Annotated in this window: 11 protein-coding genes; 3 read left to right on the forward strand and 8 right to left on the reverse strand. The window is 71.8% G+C overall.

The genetic code is table 11. The features are described 5' to 3' along the window. Positions 1-67: 67 nt before the first annotated feature. The 8 genes from rodA to folC all read right to left on the reverse strand — a co-directional run bounded on the left by rodA (position 68) and on the right by folC (position 8,987). The gene (gene rodA / locus ACZ52R_RS05015; RefSeq protein ID WP_360504116.1) at positions 68-1,267 is read right to left on the reverse strand and encodes a rod shape-determining protein RodA; all 1,200 of its coding nucleotides are present in this window, start codon (positions 1,265-1,267) and stop codon (positions 68-70) included. Further along, positions 1,264-3,633, reverse strand: coding sequence for a penicillin-binding protein 2 (gene mrdA / locus ACZ52R_RS05020; RefSeq protein WP_465620084.1), 2,370 nt, complete (start codon positions 3,631-3,633; stop codon positions 1,264-1,266). Before mrdA ends, rodA begins: the two co-directional genes overlap by 4 nt. 52 nt (positions 3,634-3,685) lie before the next feature. Then, positions 3,686-4,330 (reverse strand): rod shape-determining protein MreD, encoded by a 645-nt coding sequence (gene mreD, locus ACZ52R_RS05025; RefSeq protein WP_360504112.1) that lies wholly within the window; start codon positions 4,328-4,330, stop codon positions 3,686-3,688. A gap of 3 nt (positions 4,331-4,333) precedes the next feature. Beyond that, on the reverse strand, positions 4,334-5,275 hold the full coding sequence (gene mreC / locus ACZ52R_RS05030; protein ID WP_465620082.1) for a rod shape-determining protein MreC: 942 nt from the start codon (positions 5,273-5,275) through the stop codon (positions 4,334-4,336). Positions 5,276-5,370: 95 nt separating this feature from the next. Further along, positions 5,371-6,396, reverse strand: coding sequence for a rod shape-determining protein (locus ACZ52R_RS05035; protein ID WP_360504176.1), 1,026 nt, complete (start codon positions 6,394-6,396; stop codon positions 5,371-5,373). A 322-nt stretch (positions 6,397-6,718) separates the two neighbouring features. Beyond that, entirely contained in the window at positions 6,719-7,132 is a 414-nt protein-coding gene (ndk, locus tag ACZ52R_RS05040) for a nucleoside-diphosphate kinase (RefSeq protein ID WP_360504108.1), read from the reverse strand. 108 nt (positions 7,133-7,240) lie between these two features. Beyond that, a complete protein-coding gene (locus ACZ52R_RS05045; protein ID WP_360504106.1) occupies positions 7,241-7,594 on the reverse strand; it encodes a DUF4233 domain-containing protein in 354 nt (117 codons plus the stop codon). Position 7,595: 1 nt separating this feature from the next. After that, entirely contained in the window at positions 7,596-8,987 is a 1,392-nt protein-coding gene (gene folC / locus ACZ52R_RS05050) for a bifunctional tetrahydrofolate synthase/dihydrofolate synthase (protein ID WP_465620079.1), read from the reverse strand. Between the two features lie 197 nt (positions 8,988-9,184). Between folC and ACZ52R_RS05055 the strand changes: the two genes are divergently transcribed. The 3 genes from ACZ52R_RS05055 to ACZ52R_RS05065 all read left to right on the forward strand — a co-directional run bounded on the left by ACZ52R_RS05055 (position 9,185) and on the right by ACZ52R_RS05065 (position 13,567). Beyond that, entirely contained in the window at positions 9,185-10,618 is a 1,434-nt protein-coding gene (locus ACZ52R_RS05055) for a glycosyltransferase family 2 protein (RefSeq protein WP_465620077.1), read from the forward strand. Between the two features lie 72 nt (positions 10,619-10,690). Beyond that, complete coding sequence (gene wecB, locus ACZ52R_RS05060) at positions 10,691-11,854, forward strand: non-hydrolyzing UDP-N-acetylglucosamine 2-epimerase (protein WP_465752749.1); 1,164 nt, start codon at positions 10,691-10,693, stop codon at positions 11,852-11,854. Positions 11,855-12,016: 162 nt separating this feature from the next. Continuing rightward, complete coding sequence (locus ACZ52R_RS05065; protein WP_465752751.1) at positions 12,017-13,567, forward strand: chitinase; 1,551 nt, start codon at positions 12,017-12,019, stop codon at positions 13,565-13,567. Positions 13,568-13,574 lie beyond the last annotated feature (7 nt).

The raw sequence follows: 13,574 nt of genomic DNA on the forward strand, positions 1-13,574 counted from the left end.
ACCGGCCCCTTCGCACACCCGCTCAGGCCCCTCGGACTGCTGCGACTGGTGCGACTGCTGCGACTGCTCAGGCCGCTATCGGCCGTTGGCTGCGAACCGCCTGGAGCAGCCCGATGGCCATCCAGTTCGCGAACATCGAGGACCCGCCGTACGAGACGAACGGCAGCGGGATGCCCGCGACCGGCATGATGCCCAGGCACATCCCTATGTTCTCGAAGGCCTGGAAGGACAGCCAGGCGATGACCCCGGCCGACACGATCGTGCCGTACAGGTCGGTCGCCTGCCGCGCGATCCGGCAGGCCCGCCACAGCACCACGCCGACCAGCAGGATGATCGCCAGTGCCCCGACGAAGCCCAGCTCCTCGCCGGCGACGGTGAACACGAAGTCGGTCTGCTGCTCCGGCACGAACTGCCCGGTGGTCTGCGTCCCGTGGAACAGCCCCTTGCCGGTCAGCCCGCCGGAGCCGATCGCGATGCGGGCCTGCGCGGTGTTGTAGCCGACGCCGTTCGGGTCCAGCTGCGGGTTGGCGAAGGCGGCGAAGCGGTCGATCTGGTACTTGCTCAGCAGGCCGAACTTCCAGATCGCCACGCATCCGGCGGCGCCCATCACCAGCAGCCCGAGGACCCAGCGGTTCGCCGCGCCGGAGCCGAGCAGGATGCCCAGCACGATCGCGGCCATCACCATCACCGAGCCGGCATCCGGCATCAGCAGCACTATGCACATCGGCAGCCCGGCCCAGACCAGGCCGCGGAACACGGCCCGGTGCGAGGGGAACTCCCGTTCCCCCGCGTCCACCTGGTCCGCCAGCACGACCGCCATCGCCAGCACGATCCCCAGCTTCGCGAACTCGGCGGGCTGGATCGAGAAGCCGCCGCCGAGCTGGATCCACGAGTGCGCGCCGTTGATGGTCGAGCCCAGCGGGCTGAGCGTCGCCAGCAGCAGCAGGATCACGGCGACGTACAGGAACGGCACGATCGTGCGGAAGCGACGACTCCCTATCGCTATCACCACGGCGCACAGCACCAGCCCGACCACGAAGTTGGTCAGGTGCCGGTACAGGAAGTACTGCGGGTCCCCGTGGGTGAGCGAGTCGCGTCCGCGGGTGGCCGACCAGACCAGCAGCGAGCTGCCGGCCGAGAGGGCCAGCGCGGCCAACAGCAGTATCCAGTCCAGCCGCCAGAGCGGGGAGTCCTTGGCGAGGGCCTTGGAGACCCCGCGGCGCTGCGGGGCCAGCCGCAGCTGGCGGTAGGAGCCGTAGGAGGTCATGCCCGTCCCCTTCCCGGGCTTCGGCCGGGTTCGAGCGCGGCGTCGGCCGCGGTGTAGATCGCCGGACGGTCGGTCGGCGGTGCCTGGTCGAGGAAGGCCGCTGCCGGGGCCGGGTCCGCCTGCGCCGACGCCGCGTCGAGCGGCACCGGAGCCGAAGCCGGGGCCGGCACCAGGGCCGAAGCTTCCGCCACCTGGTCGGCAGAGGCCGACACCGGGGCCGACACCGGGGCCGACACCGGGGCCGGGTCGCCGGTGTAGGACGCCGGCTTGATGATCGCGGTGCCGTCCGGGTTGAACTTCGGCAGCTCGCCCTGCGGGACGGGCAGCAGCGCCTTGCCGTTGTCGATGTTGCCCTTGTCGTCCACGCCGTACAGCGCCTGGTAGATCCGGCGGACGGAGTCACCGGAACCGCCGGAGCCGGTGCCGCCCTGGCTGATCGTCATGATGATCGCGTAGTCCTTGCTGTACGTGGCCAGCCAGGAGGTGGTCTGCTTGCCCTCGACCTCGGCGGTGCCGGTCTTGGCGTGCAGCGCGATCTTGTCCTGCGGCCAGCCGGCCTGCGAGAACTTCCAGGCGGCCGTACCGCTCTTGACGACGCCCTCGGTGGCCTGGTTGATGTAGCTCAGCAGCTTCTGGTCGCCGGGGAACTTGGCGTCCGCCTGCGGGGCGATCTCGCGGACGAGATCCCCGCCCGGGCTTATCACCGCCTTGGCGATGGTCGGCCGGTAGAAGGTGCCGCCGTTGGCCAGCGCCGAGTAGATCCGGGCCATCTGGACCGGGGTGACGAGGGTGTCGCCCTGGCCGATGGCGAAGTTGACGGCGTCACCGGCGCGCATCTGGTAGCCGTCGACGCAGTTCTCCCGGGCGATCTGGTCGGAGAAGCTGTTGCCGCCCTTCTTGGCCTGCGCGCACCAGGCGTCCTTGTTGTTGTCGTAGAAGGACTGCTTCCACTGCCGGTCCGGCACCCGGCCGGTCACCTCGGACGGCAGGTCGATGCCGGTCTTGGCGCCGAGGCCGAACTCGTGGGCGGTCTTGAAGAACCAGTCGCCCGGGTCCTTCTTCGGCTTGATGCCGCCGTCCTTCAGCCACTGGTCGTTGGCCAGACCGTAGAAGACGGTGTCGCAGGAGACCTCCAGCGCCTTCTCCAGCGTGATGGAGCCGAAGCTCTCGCTCTCGAAGTTCTTGAACTCGCGGCCGCCGATGGTCATGCTCTTGGGGCACGGGTAGGTGCCGTCCAGCGAGTAGCCGGCCTGCACGGCGGCGGTGGTGGAGATGACCTTGAAGGTCGAACCGGGGGCGGACTGACCCTGTATGGCCCGGTTCAGCAGCGGGAAGTTGGACTCCTTGCTGGTCAGCGACTGGTAGTCCTTGCCGCTGATGCCGCCGACCCAGAGGTTCGGGTCGTAGGTCGGGGCGCTCGCCATGGCGATGATCCGCCCGGTGTGCACGTCCATCACCACGGCGGCGCCGGAGTCGGCCTCGTAGTTGCGGTTGGTGACCTTGTCGAAGGTGTTCCGGGCGTCCGCGATGGCCTGCGCCAGGTTGTCCTCGACCACCTTCTGCACCCGGGCGTCGATGCTGGTGACCAGGTTGTCGCCGGTCTGCGGGGCGACGGCACCGGCGGTGCCGATCACCCGGCCGAGGTTGTCCACCTCCAGCTTGGTGATGCCGGCGGTGCCGCGCAGGTCGCGGTCGTACACCGACTCCAGGCCGGCCCGGCCGATCTGGTCGGCCGGCAGGTAGCGGTCCAGGCCGCTCTTGTCGGCGGTCTTGCTGACCTCGTCGTCGGTGACCGGCGAGAGGTAGCCGAGCACCTGGGCCAGGTTGGCGCCCTCGGCTCCGGTGTAGCGGCGCACGGCGGTGGGCTGCGCGGTGATCCCGGGGAAGTCCTCGCGGCGCTCCATTATCTGCATCGCCTGCTGGGTGGTCGCTTCCTTGGTGACCGGGATCGGCTGGTAGGGCGAACCGTTCCAGCAGGGCTGCGGGGTCTTGGCGTCGCAGAGCCGGACCTTCTCCTGCACGTCCTTGGCGGGCATCCCCAGCACCTCGGCCAGCCGGGCCAGCACCGCCTTGCCGCCGTCCTTCTGCTGCAGCAGCGAGGTGCGGCTGACCGAGACCACCAGCCGGGTCTCGTTGCCGGCCAGTATCCGCCCGGAGGCGTCCAGGATCTCGCCGCGGACGGCCGGCTCGACCACCTCGCGGATGTGGTTGCCGGTCGCCTTGGCGGTGTACTCCTTGGCGTTGCGGATCTGCAGGTACCACAGCCGCCCGCCGAGGGTGGCGAGCAGCGACAGCACCAGGATCTGCAGCACCACCAGACGGATCGTCACCCGCCGGGTGCGGCCGGTCTCGGGGATGTTGCTCACGTCTCGTGCGCTCCAGGATGCGGGGAAGTCGGGAGGTCGGGGGCCGGGCCGGCTACGGGCGGCGGGCGAAGCCGGGCACGCGCCGCTTCTTGTAGGACGGGCCGGACGAGACCTCGCGGGTGGTGCGGTAGCGGGCCAGCGAGCCGAGGCCCAGGCCCGGGCCGCTCTGGTCGTCGTCGGCGGCGGTCACCGGGTCGCGCCCGAAGCGGCGGCCGAGCAGCATCACCAGCGGCACCACGAACGGCGCCAGCAGCAGGTCGTACAGCAGGGCGCTGATCACCAGGCCGACGAGGCCGACGTGCCGGGCCGCGGTGTCGCCGACCAGGGCGCCGACCATGGCGTACAGCAGGGTGGAGGCGACGGCCGCGGCGCCCACCACCAGCAGCGAGCTCGCGACGGAGCGCTGGCGGCCGTGGTCGGGGCGCAGCAGCCCGGCGGCGTAGCCCATCAGGCAGAGCACGAGCGCGTAGCGGCCGATCGCGTGGTCGGAGGGCGGCGCGACGTCGGCCAGCAGGCCGGCCGCGAAGCCGACCAGGCAGCCGCCGGTGGGCCCGTAGACCATGGCGAGGCCGACCACGACGAGCAGCAGTATGTCCGGGGTGGCTCCCGGGAGCTGGAGTCGGCCGAAGACGCTGACCTGGAGGATCAGGCCGAACAGGATCAGGCCGGCGGAGACGGGGATGCGGGCGAGGCGCATGGCTCAGTTCCCCCCAGTGGGCTTGGCGGGCGCGGCGGCGGGGGCTTGTCCCGGGGTGGGCGCGGCTGGGGCCTGGCCCGGGGCGGGGGCCGGCGGCAGGACGGCGTCGCGCGGGTCGGCGCGCGGCGGCACGACCACCACGCCGACCAGGTCCAGCCGGGTGAACTGGACGAAGGGCTCGACCAGGACGGTCTTGGTCAGCTGGCCCGCGTTGGCCTGGACCTCGGTGACCTTGCCGACCGGGACGCCGGGCACGAACGGGCGGCCGCTCTGCGAGCCGAAGGTGACCAGCCGGTCGCCGGCCTTGACCTGGGCCTTGCCGTTGAGGAGGGAGACCTTCATCGGGCTGTCGCCGCCGCCGGAGGCGAAGCCGATCTCGCCGGTGCCCTCCAGGCGGGTGCCGGCCGAGAAGCCGGGGTCGGAGGCGAGCAGCACGGTGGCGGTGGTCGGGCCGACGGTGGTGATCCGGCCGACCAGGCCCTGGCCGTTGATCACGGTCATGTCGCGGGTGAGGCCGTCGTCGCTGCCGGCGTCGATGGTGATGGTCCAGGAGAAGCCCTGGGCCGGGCCGATCGCGATGACCTGGGCGGCCTTGACGGTGTAGCCGCCGGCGCCGGCGGTGCGCAGCAGGTCGTCGAGTTGCTTGGTGCGCCCGGTGGCCATGTCGGAGGAGGCGAGCTTCTGCCGAAGTTCGGTGTTCTCGCGGGCGAGCTGGTCGGTGCGGCCGTTGTTGGTGGCGGCGTCCCGGAAGGCCCGGACGGTGTTGGCGACCGGGTCGACGACGGTGGCGGCGCCGCGCTCGACCGGGCCGAGGACGCCGGCGGCCGCGTGTCGGGCGGGGCCGAGCGGGGAGTCCTCACCGCCCTTGATGTCGACGGTGATCAGCGCGAAGGCGACGGCCACCAGCAGGATGAGCAGTAGCCGGCTCTCTCGTGTGTCCCTCACGGTGCTGGTACTGCCCCTTCGTACCTGGCGGCCGCCCGGGGCTGTGGGGCCCGGGCGGCGGCCCGTTCAGTCGTGTCGGATGTTGTGCTGTGGTGCTAACGGCGCGGCTGTGCGTCGAGTACCTGCTGGAGCGCCTCGAACTCCTCGACGCACTTGCCGGAGCCGAGTGCGACGGAGTCGAGCGGGTTCTCGGCGATGTGGATCGGCATGCCGGTCTCGCGGCGCAGCCGCTCGTCGAGGCCGCGCAGCAGGGCGCCGCCGCCGGTGAGCACGATGCCGCGGTCCATGACGTCGCCGGCCAGCTCGGGCGGGCACTGGTCGAGGGTGGTCTTGACCGCGTCGATGATCGAGTTGACCGGCTCGTCGATGGCTTCGCGGACCTCGGCGGCGGAGATGACGACGGTCTTGGGCAGGCCGCTGACCAGGTCGCGGCCGCGGATCTCGGCGTGCTCGTCCTTCTCGCCTTCCAGGCCGAAGGCGCTGCCGATGCTCATCTTGATCTGTTCGGCGCTGCGCTCGCCGAGGAGGAGCGAGTACTCCTTCTTGATGTGCTGGACGATCGCGTTGTCCAGTTCGTCGCCGGCCACCCGGATGGACTGGGCGGTGACGATGCCGCCGAGGGAGATCACCGCGACCTCGGTGGTGCCGCCGCCGATGTCGACGACCATGTTGCCGGTGGGCTCGTGGACGGGCAGGCCGGCGCCGATGGCGGCGGCCATCGGCTCCTCGATGATGTGCACCTGGCGGGCGCCGGCCTGCGAGGAGGCCTCGATGACGGCGCGGCGCTCGACGCCGGTGATGCCGGAGGGGACGCAGACGACGACGCGCGGGCGGGCGAGGTAGCGGCGGCGGTGGATCTTGAGGATGAAGTACCGCAGCATCCGCTCGGTGATCTCGAAGTCGGCGATCACGCCGTCCTTGAGCGGGCGGATGGCGACGATGTTGCCCGGGGTGCGGCCGATCATCTTCTTGGCTTCGGCGCCGACGGCGAGGATGCCGCCGGTGTTGGTGTTCACGGCGACGACCGACGGCTCGTTCAGGACGATGCCCTTGCCCCTGACGTACACCAGCGTATTGGCAGTTCCGAGGTCGATCGCCAAGTCGCGGCCGATGAACGACAGGTTGCTCGCCATGGGGTGTGGGTGCCTTCCCGGGCTCGGAGTTCATGAGGGGTGGACGACTGCGTGCGCCCACGCTTGGGCGGAGACCAGCTGAGCTGCCTTACCGGGCCCTTGAGTCGCGTCCATCGTAGTCACGCCGCACGGTACGGACGTCGACGTGGGGCATACCGTCCATTGTCCGGAGCGTGATCGCTTCTCCGAGGATTGGGACGCCGTGTCGGCCCCCCCAGTTCCCTATTTCACGATAAGAATGCCCCGGCCGGGCCAATGGTCCCGACCGGGGCAGTCCCAAGGTCCTCCGGGCGTTGTCGCCCGGCCCGACTCAGGCGTGCGCCGGGAAGAAGATCTTGATCTCGCGCTCGGCGGACTCCGGGGAGTCGGAGGCGTGGATCAGGTTCTCGCGGGTGATCGTCGCGTAGTCGCCGCGGATGGTGCCGGCCCCGGCTTCCAGCGGGTTGGTGGCGCCGGCCAGCATGCGGATGCCGCGCACGACCTCCTCGCCCTCGACGATCAGCGCGAGCGACGGGCCGGAGGTCATGAACTCCAGCAGCGGCTCGTAGAACGGGCGGCCGACGTGCTCCGCGTAGTGCTGCTCCAGCGTCGCCCGGTCGAAGGTGCGCAGCTCGATCGCGGCGAAGCGCCAGCCGGCCTTGCGCTCGATGCGGCTGATGATCTCGCCGGCCAGGCCGCGGCGGACGGCGTCGGGCTTGAGCAGGACGAGAGTGCGCTGGGACACGGTGCGTCTCCTGGGGATTCGGTTCGGCAGACAGTCGGGTCGACGAGTGGGCCGACACGGCAGAGATTACCTTGCGTACACGGCGTGTCGGTGCGCTGGTCCGGGGCCCTAGGCGGGTACGGCGGCGGCCTCGGTGGCGGCGGCGCGGGCGGCCTTGAACGCGTCCACCTTGCGGCCGTAGTGCACCGAGCACCACCACAGGCCGGCGAAGACCACGCCGAGGCCGAACATGGTCGGCAGGACGAAGCCGCTGGCGATCAGGCCGATCTGCAGCGCCCATCCGATCTGCACCGCGCCGGGGCGGTTGATCATGCCGCAGAGCGCGATGCACAGGGCCATCGCGATGCCGCTGACCGTCCAGATCTCCCCGGTGGAGACGTCGGTGAGCCGCATCGCGACCAGCGCCGCGAACATGACCAGGAGTGCCTCGCCGATCAAGGTCGAGGAGCAGAGCGTCCTCATGTCACTTCCTCCCGAGCAGCAGGCGGGCCTCGCCCACCGTGATGACCGATCCGGTGACCAGCACGCCGGCGCCGCCGAGGTCGCCCTCCTCCTCGGCGAGGGTGACGGCGGCGGCGATGGCGTCGTCGAGGCGGGGCTCGACCTGGACGCGGTCCTCGCCGAAGACCTCGACGGCCAGGGCGGCGAGCGCGTCGACGTCCATCGCGCGGTGGGTGGAGTTCTGGGTGATGACGACCTCGGCCAGGATCGGCTCGAAGGCCTCCAGCACGCCGGCCACGTCCTTGTCCCCGGAGGTGCCGATCACGCCGACGAGCCGGGTGAAGCCGAAGGACTCGGTGAGGGCGGCGACGGTGGCGCGGGCGCCGTGCGGGTTGTGCGCGGCGTCCAGGACGATCGTGGGGCTGCGGCGGACGATCTCCAGGCGGCCCGGCGAGGAGACGCCGGAGAAGGCGTGGCGGATCTTGTCGACGTCGAGCTGTCCGCCGCGGGCGCCGCCGACGCCGAAGAAGGCCTCGACCGCGGCCAGGGCGAGCGCCGCGTTGTGCGCCTGGTACTCGCCGTGCAGCGGGATGAAGATGTCCTCGTACTCCTCGCCGCCGAGTCCGCGCAGCGTGACCAGCTGGCCGCCGACGGCGAGTTCGCGGCGGATCACGCCGAACTCCAGGCCCTCGCGGGCGACCGTGGCGTCCACCTCGACGGCGCGGCGCAGGATGATCTGGGCGGCGTCCAGCTGCTGCTGGGCGACGACGGCGACGGCACCGGACTTGATGATCCCGGACTTCTCGACGGCGATCTCGCCGGTGGTCTCGCCGAGCTTGTCGGTGTGGTCGAGGCCGATCGGGGTGATCACGGCGACGGCGGAGTCGATGACGTTGGTGGCGTCCCAGGAGCCGCCCATGCCGACCTCGACCACGGCGACGTCCACCGGGGCGTCGGCGAAGGCGGCGTAGGCCATGCCGGTCAGCACCTCGAAGAAGGACATCGGCACCGGTTGCGCCGCGTCGACCATCTGCACGTAGGGCTCGATGTCGCGGTAGACCTCGACGAAGCGCTCCGGGCTGATGGGGGCGCCGTCCAGGCTGATCCGCTCGGTGACGGACTCCACGTGCGGGCTGGTGTAGCGGCCGGTGCGCAGCTCGAAGCCGTTGAGCAGCTGCTCGATCATCCGGGCGGTGGAGGTCTTGCCGTTGGTGCCGGTGATGTGGATGGAGGGGAAGGACCGCTGGGGCTGGCCCAGGATGTCCATCAGCGCCTCGATCCGGTCGAGCGAGGGCTCCAGCTTGTTCTCCGGCCAGCGCTGGGAGAGTTCCGTCTCCACGTCGCGCAGGGCGTCGCCGGTGCCGCTGTCGGCGGGGCGGATGGTGTACGGGTTCGGGTCGGCCTTGTCGCTCACGACCACAGTCTACGGAGCGGTGGCGGGCCGTCCTCACAGGGTGAGGGCCGGGGTGAGAACGGCCACTTTGACCCGTCTTTGCCACTACCAACCAGTTTGATCCCTTTACTATTCATTTAGCGAGTTTGACCCGCAATGAAGCATCGATTCGCAACCAACGGGAGCCGCCAGCCTTTGATTACGAGGAGCACCGCGCCATGCCCGACGCCCTGCACGACTGGATCACGCTGCGCCAGGACGCCATCGTCTGGGTCGCCGGACTGATCTCGCTGGCCCTCGTGGGCTACATGGTGCTCGTCTTCGGACGCTTCCTCGTGTACTGGGCCGGCTCCCGCCACGCCTTCCGGCACAACCGGCCCGCCGAGCCCGGCGACCCCGCCGCCTTCCGCTGGCACCTGGTGATCCCCTGCCGCGACGAGGAGGCCGTGGTCACCCAGACCCTGGACGGCCTGCGGACCAGTGCGCACGAGGCCCACCTGTGGGTGATCGACGACGACAGCGAGGACGCCACCCGCGACCTCGTGCTCGCCGCGGCCGCCCGCGACCCGCGCGTCCACCTCGTCCAGCGCCGCCGCCCGCACGCCCGGATCGGCAAGGGCGCCGCCCTCAACGCCGCCTACCGGGAGATCTCCGCCTGGCTGCCGGAGGGCACCGACCGCTCCCGCGTGGTGATCGGCGTGGTCGACGCCGACGGCCGACTCGACCCGGGCACCCTCGCCCAGGTCTGCAACGACAAGGCACTCGGCCGCCCCGACACCGGCGCCGTCCAGATCGGCGTCCGGATGCGCAACGCCGACGACGAACACCCGCTTCCCGGGCGCGGCCGCGCCGCCAACGCCCTCGCCCGCGCGCTCGTACGGATGCAGGACGTCGAGTTCCAGGCCAACAACGCCGGCATGCAGCTGCTGCGCCGCCGCACCGGCAGCGTCGGCCTCGGCGGCAACGGCCAGTTCGTCCGGCTCACCGCCCTCGACTCGCTGACCGCCGAGGAGGGCCGGGCCGGCCGCCCCTGGCCCGAGCGCGCGCTGCTGGAGGACTACGAGTCCGGGCTGGACCTGCGTCTGGCCGGCTGGCGGCTCACCCACGTCACCGAGACCCAGGTCTCCCAGGAGGGCCTGGTCTCGCCGCGCCGCTTCCTCACCCAGCGCACCCGCTGGGCCCAGGGAAACATGCAGTGCCTGCGCTACACCGGCCGGGTGCTGCGCTCCCCGCACTACACCTGGTCCGGCAAGGCCGAGGTGATGTACACCTTCCTGCAGCCCGTGGTCTGCGTGCTGCTGGTGCTGCTGGTCCCGCTCTCGCTCGCGATCACCACCGCCGGGCTGGTGCTCTTCCCCGCCGAGACCGCCGACTTCCAGCTCCGCTTCGGGCCGTGGATGCTGCTCGCCTTCGTCCTCGCCACGCTGCCGATGGTGTTCTGGGGCCTCGCCTACCGCAAGGCCGTCCACCCCGACCGCGGCCGGCTCACCGGGCTGCTCTGGGGCGTCCTGGTCTGGCTCTACGCCTACCACCTCTTCGTGGTCGCCGCCCGGGCCGCCGTCCGGCTGCTGCTCGGACGCAACGGCTGGGCCAAGACCCGCCGCAACGCCGAGAAGGTCGCCCTCGGCGCCCCCACCGCGCTCGAGTCCTGAGCGCCCCCGAGCCCGTCGCGCTCGAGCCGCCCCGCCCCGCGCCCTCCCCAACGCCCCCACCGGAGCCCCCGCATGAGCATGTGCCTGCCCCCGTCCAGCGTCGCCGTCGTCCTCGGGACCCGCCCCGAGCTGGTCAAGCTCGCCCCGCTGATCCACGAACTCGGCGACGCCACCCGACTGGTGCACACCGGCCAGCACTGGGACGAGGCGATGTCCGGCCGCTTCCTGCGCGACCTGGACCTGCCCCGGCCCGAACTGCTCACCGGCGTCGGCGGCCGCCCCCGGGCCGGCCAGATCGCCCAGTCCCTGGGCCAGCTGGACGCCGCCCTCGCCGAGGACCGCCCCGCCGCGGTGGTCGTCCAGGGCGACACCAACGCCACCCTCGCCGGGGCACTGGCCGCCAACGCCCGGGAGATCCCGCTGGTCCACGTCGAGGCCGGGCTGCGCAGCTTCGACCGGGCGATGCCCGAGGAGCACAACCGGGTGATGGTCGACCACGTCTCCGACCTGCTCTGCGCCGCCACCGCGGACAACGTCGCCAACCTGCGCGCCGAGTCCCTGGCCGAGGACCGGATCGAGCTCACCGGCAACACCGTCGTCGAGGTGGTCCGCCGTCAGCTGCCGGACGAGGCCGCCCGCGCCGCGCTGCTCGCCGCGTACGGGCTGCGCCCGGACGGGTACGTCCTGGCCACCGTGCACCGCCCGGAGAACACCGACACCGCCGAGGCGCTCGGCGCCGTACTCGCCGAGCTGGACCGGATCGCCCGGGCCGGCTCCCCGGTGCTGTTCCCGATGCACCCGCGCACCCGGGCCGCCGTCGAGCGCTTCGGCCTGGACGGCCTGCTCGCGCGACTGGCCGTCACCGGCCCGGTCGGCTACGCCGACTTCCTGGGCCTGGCGAGCCACGCGGCACTGCTGGTCTCCGACTCCGGCGGCGTGCAGGAGGAGTGCACCGTGCTCGGCCGTCCACTGCTGGTGGTGCGCCGCTCCACCGAGCGCCCGGAGGCGGTGGCGGCCGGCTTCGCCGCGCTGGTGGCGCCCGGCGAGGAGCTGGGCGGGCTGGCCCGCGCCTGGCTCTCCGACACCCCCGAGCGCCTCACCCGGCTCGCGGCCACCCCGAGCCCGTACGGCGACGGCCTGGCCTCGGCCCGGATCGCCGCGCTGACCGCCGCGCTCGCCGAGTCCGCGCCTGGGTCCGGGTCCGCCGGGGCCCCGGCGCCGCTTCTGGCCGCCTAGCTCCCTCTTGACAGCCGGATTGGTCTACTCCACCTTGTGAGGCAAGTCTCCTTTCCCGACAGGGACTTGAGTTGTCGGTAGCTCCCGCACGCGCACCATCGACACCCCGGACCGCGCTCCCCCACGAAGCGCCGCCGGGCCTCCCCCACTGGAGACGGAGTCATGCCACCTGCCCGACACCGGCGCCCGCGCGCCGTCCACTCCCTGCTCGCCGGAGCGAGCGCCGTCGCCCTCGGCCTGAGCGGGCTCGTGCTCGCCGGCGGCACCGGCGCGCACGCCGCCGACACCGACCTGATCACCAACGGCGGCTTCGAGACCGGGAACCCGACCGGCTGGACCTGCACCGGCGGCACCGTCCAGAGCACGACCGCGCACTCCGGCCGGTACGCCCTGCAGTCCACCCCGGGCGCGGGCGACACCGGCGAGTGCGCCCAGACCGTCGCGGTGAAGCCCTCCTCGTCGTACACGCTGAGCTCCTGGGTCCAGGGCTCGTACGTCTACCTGGGCGCCCGCGGCACCGGCGGGACCGATCCGAGCACCTGGACGTCCTCGCCGGGCTGGGCCCGGCTGAGCACGAGCTTCACCACCGGCCCCGACACCACCGGCGTCACCGTCTACCTGCACGGCTGGTACGGGCAGCCGCCCTTCCTCGCCGACGACGTCTCGCTGCTCGGCCCCGGCGGCCCGCAGCCCTCCCCGAGCCCGACCGCCACCGCCACCACCTCCCCGAGCCCGAGCCCGACGGCCACCCCGACCGGCACCACAACCCCCACCGCCACCGGGAGCCCGACCGCCACCTCGACGGGCCGGCCGCCCGACCTGCCGAAGCACATCCTCACCGGCTACTGGCAGAACTTCGACAACGGCGCCACCGTCCAGCGGATCAGCGACGTCCCGGCCGCCTACGACGTCATCGCGGTCTCCTTCGCCGACGCCACCGCCACCCGCGGCGGGCTGAGCTTCACCCTCGACCCCGCCCTCTCCTCCCGCCTCGGCGGCTACACCGACGCCCAGTTCAAGGCCGACATCGCCGCCAAACGGGCGGCCGGGAAGCGGGTGGTGCTCTCGATCGGCGGCCAGAACGGCACGGTCTGGGTCGGCGACTCCGCCTCCGCCGCGAACTTCACCAGCACCGCGTGGGCGCTGATGCAGAGTTACGGCTTCGACGGGATCGACATCGACCTGGAGAACGGCATCAGCGCCACCTCCATGAGCCAGGCTCTGCACGCCCTGGCGGCGAAGGCAGGCAGCGGATTCATCCTCACCATGGCGCCGCAGACCATCGACATGCAGTCGACCGGCATGGAGTACTTCAAACTGGCGCTGAACGTGAAGGACATCCTCACCATCGTCAACATGCAGTACTACAACTCCGGCGCGATGAACGGCTGCGACGGCAACGTCTACGCGCAGGGCACCGAGAACTTCCTCACCGCGCTGGCCTGTATCCAGCTCAAGGGCGGGCTGCGGCCCGACCAGGTGGGCCTCGGGGTGCCGGCCTCGACCAGCGCGGCGGGCGGCGGCTACCTCGGCGCCGGCACCGTCGTCAACGCGCTGGACTGCCTGGCCTCCGGCACCGGCTGCGGCAGCTACAAGCCCGACACCACCTGGCCCGGCATCGGCGGTGCGATGACCTGGTCCACCAACTGGGACGCCAGGGCGGGCAACCCGGTCGCCGGCACGATCGGCGCCCACCTGCACGCCATGCCGTAGGCGCGGC

The organism is Kitasatospora sp. NPDC034023, from assembly GCF_055575795.1.

Bases quoted from the DNA above. Each gene is read 5' to 3' on its own strand.
- rodA (WP_360504116.1), bottom strand. From the start codon at position 1,267: ATGACCTCCTACGGCTCCTACCGCCAGCTGCGGCTGGCCCCGCAGCGC.
- mreD (WP_360504112.1), bottom strand. From the start codon at position 4,330: ATGCGCCTCGCCCGCATCCCCGTCTCCGCCGGCCTGATCCTGTTCGGC.
- ACZ52R_RS05045 (WP_360504106.1), bottom strand. From the start codon at position 7,594: ATGAGGACGCTCTGCTCCTCGACCTTGATCGGCGAGGCACTCCTGGTC.
- ACZ52R_RS05055 (WP_465620077.1), top strand. From the start codon at position 9,185: ATGCCCGACGCCCTGCACGACTGGATCACGCTGCGCCAGGACGCCATC.
- wecB (WP_465752749.1), top strand. From the start codon at position 10,691: ATGAGCATGTGCCTGCCCCCGTCCAGCGTCGCCGTCGTCCTCGGGACC.
- ACZ52R_RS05065 (WP_465752751.1), top strand. From the start codon at position 12,017: ATGCCACCTGCCCGACACCGGCGCCCGCGCGCCGTCCACTCCCTGCTC.